Source organism: Pseudomonas sp. GL_091, assembly GCF_057837725.1.
On the sequence record NZ_CM174451.1, the window covers coordinates 5,303,310 to 5,316,662 of the forward strand.

The 13,353-nt window shown below is 60.0% G+C and carries 13 protein-coding genes; 8 read left to right on the plus strand and 5 right to left on the minus strand.

Annotated features, from left to right (window positions below; translation table 11 throughout):
* Positions 1-27: 27 nt before the first annotated feature.
* The 4 genes from AC3ITY_RS24020 to AC3ITY_RS24035 are packed head-to-tail and all read left to right on the plus strand — an operon-like array spanning position 28 to position 3,514.
* Positions 28-954 carry a metal ABC transporter substrate-binding protein gene (locus tag AC3ITY_RS24020; protein ID WP_489305400.1) on the plus strand — a complete coding sequence of 309 codons (927 nt, stop codon included), beginning with the start codon at positions 28-30 and terminating at the stop codon, positions 952-954.
* Positions 951-1,712 carry a metal ABC transporter ATP-binding protein gene (locus tag AC3ITY_RS24025; protein ID WP_489305402.1) on the plus strand — a complete coding sequence of 254 codons (762 nt, stop codon included), beginning with the start codon at positions 951-953 and terminating at the stop codon, positions 1,710-1,712. The genes AC3ITY_RS24020 and AC3ITY_RS24025 overlap by 4 nt, the downstream gene beginning before the upstream one ends.
* Positions 1,712-2,611 carry a metal ABC transporter permease gene (locus AC3ITY_RS24030; protein ID WP_223456843.1) on the plus strand — a complete coding sequence of 300 codons (900 nt, stop codon included), beginning with the start codon at positions 1,712-1,714 and terminating at the stop codon, positions 2,609-2,611. Before AC3ITY_RS24025 ends, AC3ITY_RS24030 begins: the two co-directional genes overlap by 1 nt.
* Positions 2,612-3,514: a metal ABC transporter substrate-binding protein gene (locus AC3ITY_RS24035; RefSeq protein ID WP_489305405.1), complete on the plus strand. Its 903-nt coding sequence runs from the start codon at positions 2,612-2,614 to the stop codon at positions 3,512-3,514.
* 64 nt (positions 3,515-3,578) lie between these two features.
* On the opposite strand, the gene AC3ITY_RS24040 is transcribed toward AC3ITY_RS24035, so the two are convergent.
* Together AC3ITY_RS24040 and AC3ITY_RS24045 are read right to left on the minus strand one after the other, a co-directional pair.
* Positions 3,579-4,904: an ATP-binding protein gene (locus AC3ITY_RS24040; protein ID WP_489305406.1), complete on the minus strand. Its 1,326-nt coding sequence runs from the start codon at positions 4,902-4,904 to the stop codon at positions 3,579-3,581.
* Complete coding sequence (locus tag AC3ITY_RS24045; protein ID WP_008020398.1) at positions 4,901-5,581, minus strand: response regulator; 681 nt, start codon at positions 5,579-5,581, stop codon at positions 4,901-4,903. Before AC3ITY_RS24045 ends, AC3ITY_RS24040 begins: the two co-directional genes overlap by 4 nt.
* 247 nt (positions 5,582-5,828) lie before the next feature.
* Between AC3ITY_RS24045 and AC3ITY_RS24050 the strand changes: the two genes are divergently transcribed.
* The 4 genes from AC3ITY_RS24050 (at position 5,829) to dsbG (ending at position 10,185) form a co-directional block, all read left to right on the plus strand.
* Entirely contained in the window at positions 5,829-6,722 is an 894-nt protein-coding gene (locus tag AC3ITY_RS24050) for a tetratricopeptide repeat protein (protein WP_223533335.1), read from the plus strand.
* Positions 6,723-6,845: 123 nt separating this feature from the next.
* Positions 6,846-8,588, plus strand: coding sequence for a protein-disulfide reductase DsbD (gene dsbD / locus AC3ITY_RS24055; protein WP_489305409.1), 1,743 nt, complete (start codon positions 6,846-6,848; stop codon positions 8,586-8,588).
* Positions 8,588-9,442 (plus strand): TlpA family protein disulfide reductase, encoded by an 855-nt coding sequence (locus tag AC3ITY_RS24060; RefSeq protein ID WP_489305411.1) that lies wholly within the window; start codon positions 8,588-8,590, stop codon positions 9,440-9,442. Before dsbD ends, AC3ITY_RS24060 begins: the two co-directional genes overlap by 1 nt.
* A complete protein-coding gene (gene dsbG / locus AC3ITY_RS24065) occupies positions 9,418-10,185 on the plus strand; it encodes a thiol:disulfide interchange protein DsbG (RefSeq protein WP_489305413.1) in 768 nt (255 codons plus the stop codon). Before AC3ITY_RS24060 ends, dsbG begins: the two co-directional genes overlap by 25 nt.
* A 31-nt stretch (positions 10,186-10,216) precedes the next feature.
* Here the strand turns inward: dsbG and AC3ITY_RS24070 are convergent, their stop codons facing one another.
* The 3 genes from AC3ITY_RS24070 to AC3ITY_RS24080 all read right to left on the minus strand — a co-directional run bounded on the left by AC3ITY_RS24070 (position 10,217) and on the right by AC3ITY_RS24080 (position 13,315).
* Complete coding sequence (locus AC3ITY_RS24070; protein WP_489305415.1) at positions 10,217-11,029, minus strand: alpha/beta fold hydrolase; 813 nt, start codon at positions 11,027-11,029, stop codon at positions 10,217-10,219.
* 268 nt (positions 11,030-11,297) lie between these two features.
* Positions 11,298-12,035: a molecular chaperone gene (locus tag AC3ITY_RS24075; protein WP_489305417.1), complete on the minus strand. Its 738-nt coding sequence runs from the start codon at positions 12,033-12,035 to the stop codon at positions 11,298-11,300.
* Positions 12,036-12,094: 59 nt separating this feature from the next.
* The gene (locus AC3ITY_RS24080) at positions 12,095-13,315 is read right to left on the minus strand and encodes a hypothetical protein (protein WP_489305419.1); all 1,221 of its coding nucleotides are present in this window, start codon (positions 13,313-13,315) and stop codon (positions 12,095-12,097) included.
* Between the last annotated feature and the right edge of the window lie 38 nt (positions 13,316-13,353).

The window sequence follows — 13,353 nt, forward strand, 5'->3', positions numbered from 1 at the left end:
CTTTTTCCGAGAAAAGACCGCTTTCCCATGCCCAATTCATCTCACCGTTCTTTTTTGCGCCTGCTGCTGGTCGGCTTGCTCGCCTGCCTGCTGCCATCACTGGCCATCGCCAACGAAGCCAAGCGCCTGCACATCGGCATCACCCTGCATCCTTACTACAGCTACGTGGCGAACATTGTCGGCAATAAGGCCGAGGTGGTGCCGCTGATTCCGGCGGGTTTCAACCCGCATGCCTACGAGCCCCGCGCCGAAGACATCAAGCGCATCAGCGGGCTGGACGTGATCGTGCTCAACGGTGTCGGCCATGACGACTTCGCCGACCGCATGATCGCCGCCAGCGAAACCCCGAACGTGCCAGTGATCGAAGCCAACGAAAACGTGCCGCTGCTGGCCGCCACCGGCGTGGCCGCACGCGGCGCCGGCAAGGTGGTCAATCCACACACCTTCCTGTCGATCAGCGCCTCGATTGCCCAGGTCAACAACATCGCCCGGGAGCTGGGCAAGCTCGATCCGGTCAATGCCAAGACCTATACCGAGAACGCCCGCGCCTACGGCAAGCGCCTGCGCAAGATGCGCGCCGATGCCCTGGCCAAACTGACCCAGGCACCGAACGCCGAACTGCGGGTGGCAACCGTGCACGCGGCCTACGACTACCTGCTGCGTGAGTTCGGACTGGAAGTGACGGCCGTGGTCGAACCGGCCCATGGCATCGAACCGAGCCCGAGCCAGCTGAAAAAAACCATCGATCAACTGCGTGCGATGGACGTGAAGGTGATCTTCTCGGAGATGGACTTTCCTTCCACTTACGTCGATACCATCCAGCGCGAATCCGGGGTGAAGCTGTATCCGCTGTCGCACATTTCCTACGGCGAATACACCGCCGACAAGTACGAAAAGGAAATGACCGGCAACCTCGACACCGTGGTGCGGGCGATTCAGGAGTCGGGGGCATGACATCGAAAGAAACGCTCATCGCCCCAAACGCCGAATACCCTGTGGGAGCGGGGCCAACATTGGATTTTTCCGACATCAGGCTGACCCTCGGGCGCACCACCATCCTTGACAACGTCACCTTCCAGGTTCAGTCCGGCAGCGTGCACGCACTGGTCGGCCCCAACGGCGGTGGCAAGAGTTCGCTGATCAAGACCCTGCTCGGGCAGATGCCGCACCAGGGTCGCTTGAGCCTGCACTGGCCCGCCGAGCCGGGGACCATCGGCTATGTGCCACAGGCGCTGGAGTTCGACCGGGGTTTGCCGATGACCATCGACGATTTCATGGCCGCCATGTGCCAGCGGCGCCCGGCCTTTCTCGGCTTGAGCAAACACTACGCGGCGGCGATCGGCGAGGCGCTGGAGCGGGTCGGCATGCAGGACAAACGCAAGCGCCGCATGGGCGCGCTGTCCGGCGGCGAACGGCAACGGGTGTTGCTGGCCCAGGGGCTGATTCCGCCTCCGCAACTGCTGGTGCTCGACGAACCGATGTCCGCCCTCGATGAAGCCGGCATCCGCGTGTTCGAACGCTTGCTCGGCGACTGGCGAGCGGCGGGCATCACCGTGCTGTGGATCGAGCACGACCTGGAAGCGGTCGGGCGCCTGGCCGATGACGTCACCGGGCTCAATCGCCGGGTGCTGTTCGACGCCACGCCGCAACAGGCGCTGACACCGGAGCGTCTGTTGACCCTGTTCTCGACCCACCCACGGAGCTTTGCCTGATGAGTTACGAAGCTTTTCGCCTGATGGTCCAGGGCTGGGCGTCATCGGGTTATCTGCCCGAGGCACTGGCCTATGGGTTCGTGGTCAACGCCTTGATCGCCGGACTGCTGATCGGCCCGGTGCTGGGAGGCCTGGGCACGCTGGTGGTGGTCAAGCGCTTCGCGTTTTTCTCCGAGGCGGTCGGTCACGCTGCGCTGACCGGCGTGGCCATCGGCATCCTGCTCGGCGAACCCTACACCGGGCCTTACGGCAGTCTGTTCGGCTACTGCCTGCTGTTCGGCATCCTGCTCAACTACCTGCGCAACCGCACCGGACTGGCGCCGGACACCTTGATCGGTGTGTTTCTCTCGGTGTCGCTCGCCCTGGGCGCGAGCCTGCTGCTGATTCTGGCGGGCAAGATCAACGTGCACATTCTGGAAAACGTGCTGTTCGGCTCGGTGCTGACGGTCAACGGCAATGACCTGCTGGTGCTCGCTATCGTCGGTTCGCTGGTCATGGCCCTGGCCTTGCCTTTGTACAACCGCATCATGCTCGCCAGTTTCAATCCGCAACTGGCGGCGGTGCGTGGGGTGGCGGTGAGGGCCCTGGACTATCTGTTCGTGATTCTGGTGACGCTGATCACCGTTGCCGCCGTGAAGGTCATCGGCGCGATTCTGGTGGGCGCCCTGCTGGTGATTCCGGCCGCCGCGGCACGCCTGCTCAGCCAATCGCTGAAGGGCTTTTTCTGGTGTTCGGTGTTGATCGCCACGGTCAGCACCCTATGCGGGATTCTCGCGCCGATTGTCTTTGACCTGCCGATCCCGTCCGGCGCCGCGATCATCCTCGTGGCCGGTATCGCCTTCGCCCTGGCCGCCCTCGCGCGCGGCGTCGTCCCCAGTCTGAAAGGGAACCTTGGATAAATGACTTTTTCACTGCGCCAACTGACCCTCGCCGTCGCCCTGTGCGGGCTGGCGACAACGGCCATCGCCACCGACAACGGCAAACCGCTGCGTGTGCTGGCCTCCTTGCCGATTACCTATGGTCTGGGTGAAGTCTTGCTCAAGGGCACCGATGTCAGCCTCGAACGCGCGGCCCCGGCCAACCTGCCCGGCAGCCGCCAGACCGCCTATTTCACCGGCCGTGGCGCCCCGGCGCTAGCCAAACTGGCGAACGATGCCGATGCGGTGATCGGCCTGCGCTCACTGTGGCCGGATGACCCGCTGTACCCGATCTCCCGGCGCAGCAATATCCGCATCGTCGAAGTCGACGCCGCCCGCCCGGTGGACGGCGCCCTGCCCGGCATAGCCGTACAGCCCGCCAACAAGGTCGACGGGTTGAACAGTCAGCCGTGGTTCTCCAGCAATAACATGGGGCGCATGGCCGATGTGATGGCGGCGGACCTGGTACGCCTGGCCCCCGAGGCCAAGCCGAAAATCGACGCGAACCTGGCAGCGCTCAAGCAGCGTTTGCTCCAGCTCAGTGCCGCCAGCGAAGCGCGCCTGGCCAATGCGGACAACCTCATTGTGATGAGCCTGAGCGATCACTTCGGCTACCTGATCAGCAGTCTCAACCTGGAATTGATCGGCCAGGACGCACGCGCCGATGCCGAATGGACACCGGTGGCGCTAAAGCAGTTGGGCACGACGCTCAAGGACAATGACGTGGCGGTGGTGTTGCATCATCGCCAGCCGTCGGATGCGCTGAAAGCAGTGATTGCCGGGTCGGGTAGCCGGTTGGTGGTGTTGAGTACCGATGCCGAGGATCCGGTGGCGGAACTGGAGGGAAATGTGGATTTGCTGATCAAGGGGCTGAGTGGTGTGTAATTGAGTTAGACCGAGTTATCGTTCATCGCGAGCAGGCTCGCTCCCACAGGGTTTTGTGGTGTTTTCAGACCGGTTGCAGCGGCATCGTCAGCTCGACCCGCAAGCCGTCCGGCCGGCTATCGAAATGCAGCGTGCAACCGCAACGCTGAACGATGGCCTGGACAATCGCCAGCCCCAGACCACAACCGGTGCTCTGGCCGTTACGCCAGAAGCGCTGGGTCAGGTGTTGCAGGTCTTCTTCGGGAATCCCCGGCCCATGGTCGCGCACCACGAACTGCACACGGTTGCCGCTGGTTTCCAGGCTCAACTCCACGGATTTGTCAGCAGGGGTATGGCGCAGTGCGTTGTCGAGCAAGTTGCGCAGCGCGGCAATCGACAGCACGGCGGGCATTTGTACCGGCGCGGCGGAGACCTTGCCCGGTGCCAGAAGCCTGATGCGTTGGCGATCGCCGCTCGCCGCGTCCTGAATCGCCAGTTTCGCCACTTGCTCGGCGTTGCATTGCACACCGTCATCAAACGACAGACTGCCCTCGACGCGCGCCAGCAACAGCAATTGTTCGAGGGTCCGGTGCATGCGGTCCGCCCCCTCTTCGGCCCGGGCCAGGGACTGATCCCGGGCGCTACCTTCAGTCATCCGTGCCACTTGCAGGTGGGTCTTGATTGCGGTCAGCGGGCTGCGCAGTTCATGGGCCGCGTCACCGGTCAGGCGACGTTCGCGCTCGATGGTCTTGCCGATGCGCTGGAGCAACTGGTTCTGGGTTTCCAGCAAGGGTTGCAGCTCGCTGGGCAATGGCTGGATCTGCAAGGGTTCGAGGGAGTCGGCGCTGCGGCGCATCAAGGCGTCGCGCATGCGGTTGAGCGGCGCCAGCCCCTGGCCGATGCCCAGCCAGAGCAAACACAGGCAACCGAGCAGCGCCACGCCCACCGGCACCGAAGCGGCCAGCAGGATCGACATGTTCAACGCCTCGCGCTCGATCTGCCGGTCGGCGGTGGTAATGCGCAGATCGCCCCGGGCCAATGTGAAACTGCGCCACGGCGCGCCGTCGATCATCTGGTCGTGAAAACCCAGTTTCTCGGCCTCCAGGGTCTGCTGCGGTTCGGTGTGACTGCGGGCGAGGATTTCACCGCGCAACGAGCTGACCTGGCAGGCCATGCCCCCCGGTATGTTCAGTTGTTCGGCACTGAAGTGGGTGCCCTCGCCCTTGCTCGGCACGGGCGGCAGTTGCTCCATCAGGCCGGCGACCATGCGCGCCGATGCCACCAGGCGCTGGTCGAGGGAAAACATCATTTGATTGCGCAAATCGCTGAGCATCCAGGCCGCGGCCAGGGCCCAGATCAAGGCAAATGCGGCGCCGAGCGTCAGGCTCAGGCGCAAACGCAGACTCATCACTTCGATTCTTCTCCGCCATCAGCCGGCCCCAGGCGATAGCCCAGGCCACGCACCGTCTCGACAATGCCGTTGCCGAGCTTGCGCCGCAGGTGATGGATATGGACGTTGAGGGCATTGCTTTCCAGCTCGTCGTTGAAACCGTAGACGCTGTCCTTGAGTTGCTCGGTGGACAACACGCGGCCACGGTTATGCAGCAAGGCTTGCAGCAATGACTGCTCGCGACGCGACAGGTCCACCGGCTGCCCCGCGAGCGTGGTTTCGCGGCTGCTCGGGTCGTAGGTCAGGGCACCATGCTCGATCAGGTTGACGCTGCGCCCCGCCACCCGCCGCAACAGCGTGTGCAGGCGCGCAGCGAGTTCGCGCAGGTCGAATGGTTTGAGCAGGTAATCATCGGCACCGGCTTGCAGGCCATCGACACGGTCAGTGACCGAGTCCCGGGCGGTGAGGATCAAGACCGGCAACTCCAGGCCTTGATGGCGCAACTGCTGCAGCAGCTTGAGGCCATCTTCGTCCGGCAACCCGAGGTCGAGCACCATGACGTCAAACTCCGCCACCTTGAGCATCGCCCGGGCGGCGGACGCCGTGGCGACGTGCTCCACGGTCAGGCCCTGGGCGGTCAGGCCGGCGACAATGCCGCTGGCGATCAGCTCGTCGTCTTCACAAACCAGTACGTGCATGGTGAAACCTTCGCAAATATGGAGATTGAATACACCGCCGATTAACCCCGGATTATGCCTGAGAACCAGAGGGTAACGATGGCGCGCCTGGATTGATTGAATGCAATACATATGTACCGCATCCATACCCACCCATCTCAATAGTCTGTGTCGGGTAGCACTCACATTCAATTCATCACAGGTACCCACTATGTATACCCACGAACCCGCGCTCAAGTCACTGTTCAATCTGCCTGACGGGCTGGAAATGCAAACCACCCAGGTGACCGAGCTGCCAACACAAGCCACGACCAGGGGGCTGGCATTGTACAACCTGGGCGAGTTCACCCAGTCGCAAACCTATCTGACTATCGGCGCAACGGCTGGCAATCGGGATGCGCAATACGCCTTGGGCGAAGTCTTCAGGCGCCGGGCAAAGGGCCTGACCGATGACGCGAAAAAGTGGTATGGACTGGCCGCGGCGCAAAATCACGTGTACGCCCTGATGCGGCTGGGCGACGATGACTCGCTGAAAAAAGCCAAGGAACTGGCTCAGGCAGAGGCGAATAAAGGCAATGCCGACGCCATGCTTGCGCTGTACGAACTGGACCAGAACATTGCGACGCTTAAAAAAGCGGCCGATGCCGGATCAATGGAGGCCCAGTTCATTCTCGCGATCAAGTACGAGGAGGACAAAACGCTCATTCTTGACGAGACAGAGAGAGATACCGCCATCCACGGCTTGCTGAAAAAAGCCGCTGACAGTGGTTTCTCCAGGGCCATGCATTGGTCTGCCAATCGACCGCCAGCCCTTTGGGATCTCCCTGTCAGGCGTCAATTGGTTGAAAAACGCGCACAGCGCAATGATGTCTACGGACTGCTGAACTATGGCCGTGCCCTCGGTGGTTTTTACACCACTGAAGATGGCACTGACGAATATGGCTTCACGGAGGATCTGGTCAAAAGTTACGGTTTGTTCTGGCTGATCGCCGAAACCACCCGGGAGTTGTCCGTGCATACCCTGGCCACACAGGACCTCCAGTCCGTTGCAACAATCATGACAGCCGATCAGATCACCGCCGCCAAAGTCTTTGCCCGGCAGTGGGAGGTCGATCATCCGCCAATGTCCGAGTACAGGTTGACCTATAGCGATATCAAGTGACTCGGCCTGGCCAGTAACGCCATGTTGTATCAGTCCATGCGCACGCTCGACTTTTTTGAGTTAACACCCGGTTAATCGACGACCATCATCGTGCATGAATTATGTAAGCCCCAGGTGTTGTCGATGCGTTACTTCGTTTTCTTGCTGCTGGCATTGTTTGCCAGCCTGAGTCAGGCCCAGGCTGGCAACAATCCTTTTGAAACCAAACCCGACTTTCTTTCCGTCGACAAAGCCTTCGCCTTCACTTCCGAACGTCTGGAATCCGGTGAAACCCAGCTCTATTGGCAGATCACCGACGGCTATTACCTGTACCAGAAACGCTTGAAGTTCGACGGATTGTCTGTCGAACAGCATCCTGCGTTGCCGGAAGGTGAAGCCCACAGCGACGAGTTTTTCGGTGAACAGCAAGTCTACCGTCAGGGCCTGGAACTGAAGATTCCGGCGGGTGCCAGTGGTCAGGTCAAGGTCAGTTACCAGGGCTGCGCCGATGCCGGTTTGTGTTATCCGCCACAAACCAGAGTCGTCGACCTGGGTAATACCAATGCACTGAATGCGGCCACTGAAGCACCGGACCAGGCGCTGGCCAGCAGCCTGCAACAACGGGCGCTGGGCTGGAGCCTTTTGCTGTTCTTCGGCCTGGGCCTGTTGCTGGCCTTCACGCCTTGTTCATTGCCGATGCTGCCGATCCTGGCCGGGTTGATCGTCGGCAGCGGCGCCACGCCCAAACGTGGATTTGCCCTGGCCAGCAGTTACGTAATCAGCATGGCGCTGGTGTATGCGGCGATGGGTGTCCTGGCCGCCTCCCTCGGGGCGAACCTGCAAGCCTGGTTGCAGAACCCCTGGCTGCTGGGGAGTTTCGCGGCGATTTTCATGCTGCTGGCGCTGCCGATGTTCGGCTTCTTCGAACTGCAACTGCCGGTGGCCGTGCGTGATCGCCTGGAAAACGTCTCGCGCAATCAGCGCGGCGGCAGTCTGATCGGTGCCGGGGTGCTGGGGGCGCTGTCCGGTCTGCTGGTCGGGCCGTGCATGACCGCACCGCTGGCCGGCGCCCTGCTCTACATCGCGCAAAGCGGTAACGCGTTGCATGGCGGATTGATCCTGTTTGCCATGGGCATCGGCATCGGTGTGCCGCTGCTGTTGCTGGTGACCGTCGGCAATCGCTTCATGCCCAAGCCTGGCGCCTGGATGAACCTGATCAAAGGCATTTTCGGCTTCCTGTTCCTCGCCACCGCATTGCTGATGCTGCGCCCGGTGCTGGACGAATCCCTGTGGGTCGGCTTGTGCGGCGCGCTGCTGCTGATCGCGGCCTACAGCGCCTGGAAACAGTCCGAAGGTTTTGGCCGTATCGCGCACCTGTTTGGCGCCAGTTCGTTGCTGCTCGGTTTATGGGGTGGCCTGTTGGTGATCGGTGCGGCCGGTGGCGGCGATGATCCGTTCAAGCCATTGCAGATCTACCGCGCCTCGAACCAGGCTGTGGCCGCCGTGCCGGTTGGCCACGATGCCTTCACCACCATCAAGGATCCGCAGGCACTGCAACAGGAACTCGACGCCGCGCAGGCTCAGGGCCAGTGGGTGCTGCTGGACTACTACGCCGACTGGTGCGTGTCGTGCAAGGTCATGGAAAAACAGGTCTTCGGCAAAACCCGTGTCCTCGAAGCCTTGGGCGATGTGCGCTTGCTCCGCCTGGACGTCACCGCCGACAATGCCGCCAGCCGAGAACTGCTCGGCCGCTACAAAGTGCCAGGGCCGCCGAGCCTGCTGTGGATTGGCGTGGACGGTGAAGAGCGGCGCAGCCAGCGCATCACCGGCGAGGTCGATGCCGATACTTTCCTGCAACGCTGGACCAACACCCGAGACGCCCGTTAATGCTGACCTTCACCCTCGGCACCTTTGCCATCGCGCTTAATCACTTGCTGCTGATCAGTGCGCTGGCGCTGGCCACTTTTGTCGGCTGGCGGGTCGCCAAGCGTGGTGGTGAAAACCCCGAGTCGGTGCTGTTCAGCCTGTTCCTACTAGGCATGCTGGCGGCCCGAATCAGTTTCGTGGCGGCCTATTGGGTGCACTATCGCAATGATCCGTGGCAGGTCATAGACCTGCGCGATGGCGGTTTTCTCGCCTGGCCGGGGGTGGTCGTGGTTTTGCTCGCCACGCTGTATCGCGGCTGGCGTCGCCCGGGGCTGCGCCGTCCATTGGGCTATGGCGTGGCCAGTGGCCTGGCGTTCTGGCTGTTGGCGACGTTCTCCCTGTCGATTTATGAACAAGGCACACGCCTGCCGGAAATCGCCCTGCGCAACGCCGCTGGCGAAACCGTGCAACTGGCCGACTACAAGGGCGGCCCGTTGGTGATCAATCTCTGGGCCACCTGGTGCCCGCCGTGCCGCCGGGAAATGCCGGTGCTGGAAAACGCCCAGCAACAACGGCCGGACCTGACGTTCCTGTTCGTCAATCAGGCGGAAAGCATGCAAAGCGTCGCGACCTTTCTGGAAACCCAGGGCCTGAGCCTGTCTAACGTGCTGTTCGACGGCAGCGGGCGTCTGAGCCAGGCCGTCGGTTCCATGGCATTGCCGACTACGCTGTTCTACAACCCCGAAGGTCGCCTGCTGGGCAGCCATCTGGGCGAGTTGTCGGAAGCCAGCCTGGCCCGCGCGCTGGAAAACTTCGACACCGTACCCGCCACCTCTTCAAGGAAATTGCCATGCCCCGCCTCCGCCACCTGCTGACACTGAGCCTCGGTGCTGCCCTGTTGCACCTGCCATCGGTGCAGGCCGAAGAGTTGCCCGATGCGATCAAGAAAATCGAGGCCAAGGGCGCGAAAATCGTCGGCCAGTTCGACGCCCCCGACGGCCTGCGCGGTTATGCCGCGCAATACCAGAACCGCGGCATGGCGCTGTACCTGACCCCGGATGGCAAACACGTGTTGCTGGGCAACCTGTATGACGCCGAGGGCAATGACCTGAGCAGCGCACCTTTGCAGAAACTGGTGTATGCCCCGATGGCCAAGGAAGTCTGGGCCAAGTTCGAAACCAGCAACTGGATCGGCGACGGCAAAAAGGATGCGCCGCGCGTGGTGTACCTGTTCAGTGACCCGAACTGCCCGTACTGCAACATGTTCTGGGAGCAGGCCCGGCCGTGGGTCAAGGCTGGCAAGGTGCAGTTGCGCCACATCATGGTGGGCATCATCCGCGAGGACAGCCCGGGCAAATCCGCCGCACTGCTCGCGGCCAAAGATCCGGAAAAAGCCCTGCAGGAACACGAAGCCGCTGGCAAGGACAGTTCGCTCAAAGCCTTGAAGGAAGTGCCGCCAGCGATTCAGGCAAAGTTCGCGGCCAACATGCAATTGATGGAAGAGCTGGAGTTGCAGGCGACGCCGGCGATTTTCTACATGGACGACAAGGGTAATCTGCAACAGCAGCAAGGCGCGCCTTCGCCGGACAAACTGGCGAAGATTCTCGGGCCGAAGTGACTTCTGCTCGCGATGGCGTCGGTAGATTCGACTAAGCCCTGCCGGCCAAAAATGCCAACAGAGTTTCAGTCACAAACCCGGGATTCTCCAGATTGGAAATATGCCCCGCCTCTGGCACCAGCACCCACGGGCAGCCAATCAACTCGGCCATTTCACGGGCTTCACTCGGTGGCCGAGGCTTGTCCTGATCGCCGCACATCACCAATGTGGTCGCTGCGTCCAGTTCGCCCAGACGCGATAACTGGTCATCCCGCCCAAATGTAATCCGCCCCATCGGCACGATGCTTTCACGCAGGCGATCCGAGGGTAGAGTCGCCAGGGAAGCACGAAAATCCCGGTAGAGCGCCGACTGTGGATCAATGCCCGGCCGGAAGAAAATCGGCACCACAATATCCAGCAGCGCTGGAGTGATGACACCCGCCTCTTCGATCTGCTTCAACAGTGAAAAATAATACTGGCGAGTCGGCTCCGGTTCGGCGCCGACGTAGGTGTCCATCAACACCAGGCCATTGAGCCGGTGCGCTGCCGACAGCGCCAGGCGCACGCCCCACATGCCGCCCACCGACAGGCCGACCAGTGTGACCCGCTCGATGTCCAGGTGGTCGAGCAAGACCAATGCCTGACGTGCCAGGTCATCCAGCGATGTCGTACCGACAGGCAACGGCCCGGATTGGCCGTGTCCCCAGAGGTCCAGGGCTATCACACGATACTGTTGCGACAGCGCGGCAATCTGCGGAGCCCACATGGCCTGGTCCCACAGGTAACTACCGGCCAGCAGTACCGCCGGGCCGGTGCCTTGATCGATGTAATGAAGGGCTTGTCCATCTATCGTTACGTAGGGCATCGACTGTCTCCGCGAGTAAAAATGGAGCCGGAAGACTGAGTGGCTGACAGTCCCTCGTCAATCGCTGGAGTGTGTGCGTTTGTGCCACCGCCTTCTCCCCGGTGATGTAGTTGGCCGCCAGGCCCTCGATAACTGGTAATCAGCCCCCAAAAGCAAGCGTGGCCATAGTCAAAATGACAGTGGCCACGTAAACCGAACTATCCCAGCGCTGATCCATGCCCCACTTGCCTGCATGTCTGGTTTGGGAAACATGACTCATAAACGCTAACTACCCCTTCACTTGCACAGGTGTTTTCTTTTCGTCCTCGATCAGGTTATAGCGATAGACTCGACCCGCTTGTTTGTCGAACGCGAAATCATGACCTGGAATCAAGTGTACTTTTTTGGTCGGCTTGCAATCATCTTCGTTCTTGGCCGCGCAGTCCTTGAACGAGTCGATGACAACGACGCTATTGCCATTGTTTTTCAACTGGTAGCGATTAGCAGTGTTGTCTATTTTGGTATCGAAACGGGTATTGGCCGGGCGCACAAAAAACACCATGCCATAACCGGCCATTACGTTGAAACCGGCAGACATTTCCTTTTCATAAGTTTCACGCTCAGTGTCCGAGACGGCGAACTTGTCTTCCTTTTCGGGAACGACGGGTAAAAAACGAACCCGAAAATAGCGCTCTTTACTTCGATCGCCGGTATACAGCAGGCGAGTACCCTGAGTCCCTTTGGCCGGGACGATAAGCCTGGCCGGGCTGGCGACCAGACCGTCACGGGTGCTGCCATCGACACTCTTCAAGGGCTCTTCGCGGGAGTTTCCATTCTGCTGATAAAAAATCTCCTTGATCTCGATCTTGACGAACGCCGTTGAAGTACCACCGTTATGAATACGTTTCAGATAGGTACTTTGATTGCCCTTCATAAAGTCATAGAAGGTACCAATTTGCAGGCTGGGGCCGGCGTGCGCACACAGACTGAAAAAAAATGTGCACAACAACATATAAATGGATTTCATGAGATAAAGCCTCGTACTGGGACAACAGCCTGAGTCAGCCTCAGGCTTTGCTACTGCGATTAGATATCGGAATCAAAAGTTATAAAAACGGTTCCTCGATAACTGCTATCGTCATGCATTGTTGCAACTGAATCTGCAGGCACTTCAAAATGCAGCAGGCTGGGTTCTCGAGTGGGCAAACCTGTAGGCTTCAGATGCTCCAGGCCAGCACCGCCTATCGTCAGCGGACGCCGTACTACCGGCTGGTCTGAACCGTCCACCCAAGGACTGGGCAGGCTGACACTGATATTGACAGGTACTTCGTGGGTACCGTTGCGTATCAGGCAGGTTACAGGTCCCATTCGATCGCAGGTGAGATCCATTTTAAATGGCGAAGAAGTCAAGATGAAAAACCGCAAGTCACCCAATATTTTCTCGGCTCGTCTTCCATGAGTGATCCACTCCATCCAGCCACCCTTGGGTGCCAGGGCAACACTGTCGGCGGACATTTTGACGTTGACGTCCTGCTTTACCGCCAGATTTAAATTGAATGTCATTGCAGCGTCATTGGGGTTCAAGACACCCATATCGAAATCGCCGCTGGTGGAGTAAGTATACGTCCCTTGATAGTCGCCACTTATCAACTGCTCCGGTCGAACAGCCCGCAACTCATAATGTACATCGAGCCGTTGCAAGGACATGCCGGGAATGTTGTATTTCGGACTCCTTGAGCAAGTGGTGACGTTCTGCGGTGTCAACCAGAATGCCGTAAAGTCTCTTCCGTTAGGATCAGCCCCCTGGGAAGTAGCATTTATTTGCTGGCAGGGAGCAATTGCCTCAGCCCACGAGGGTTGCCAGAGAAAGGCGTGAGTATCAAACACAGGCATTCCCCCCGGAGCTCCGATGATTGCTCGTGCTGTATCACTCAAGCGATAACGGGTCCCCACTCCGGCAATGCGAATTTCGACCTCCGCCGTTTCGCCAGGAATCACCGCATGTTCGACAGTAAACCTGCGCCATGTCGCCGGAAAACCAAAGGGGATCACATGATCCTTGGGAATGACCCCTGACGACGTAAAAACAATAGGAAAGCTGTTACTTCGAATTCCCCTACTGTTGCAATTACCCGGAAATTCCGTGCAGTACCCGGTAACAGGTGTGTTATTGATAATCTCCGCGATTCCCGGATTAATCGGATCCGGCCTGATCTCGGCTTGTACCTCCAATACAGCGGCATTGGCTAAACTTGCAAACCCGCAAAGTGCCGATCCCAGCACCAGACGGTTGATTAACTTGTTCATTTGACTGTCCTGTGTACGCCATGTTCTCGCTGCTGTTG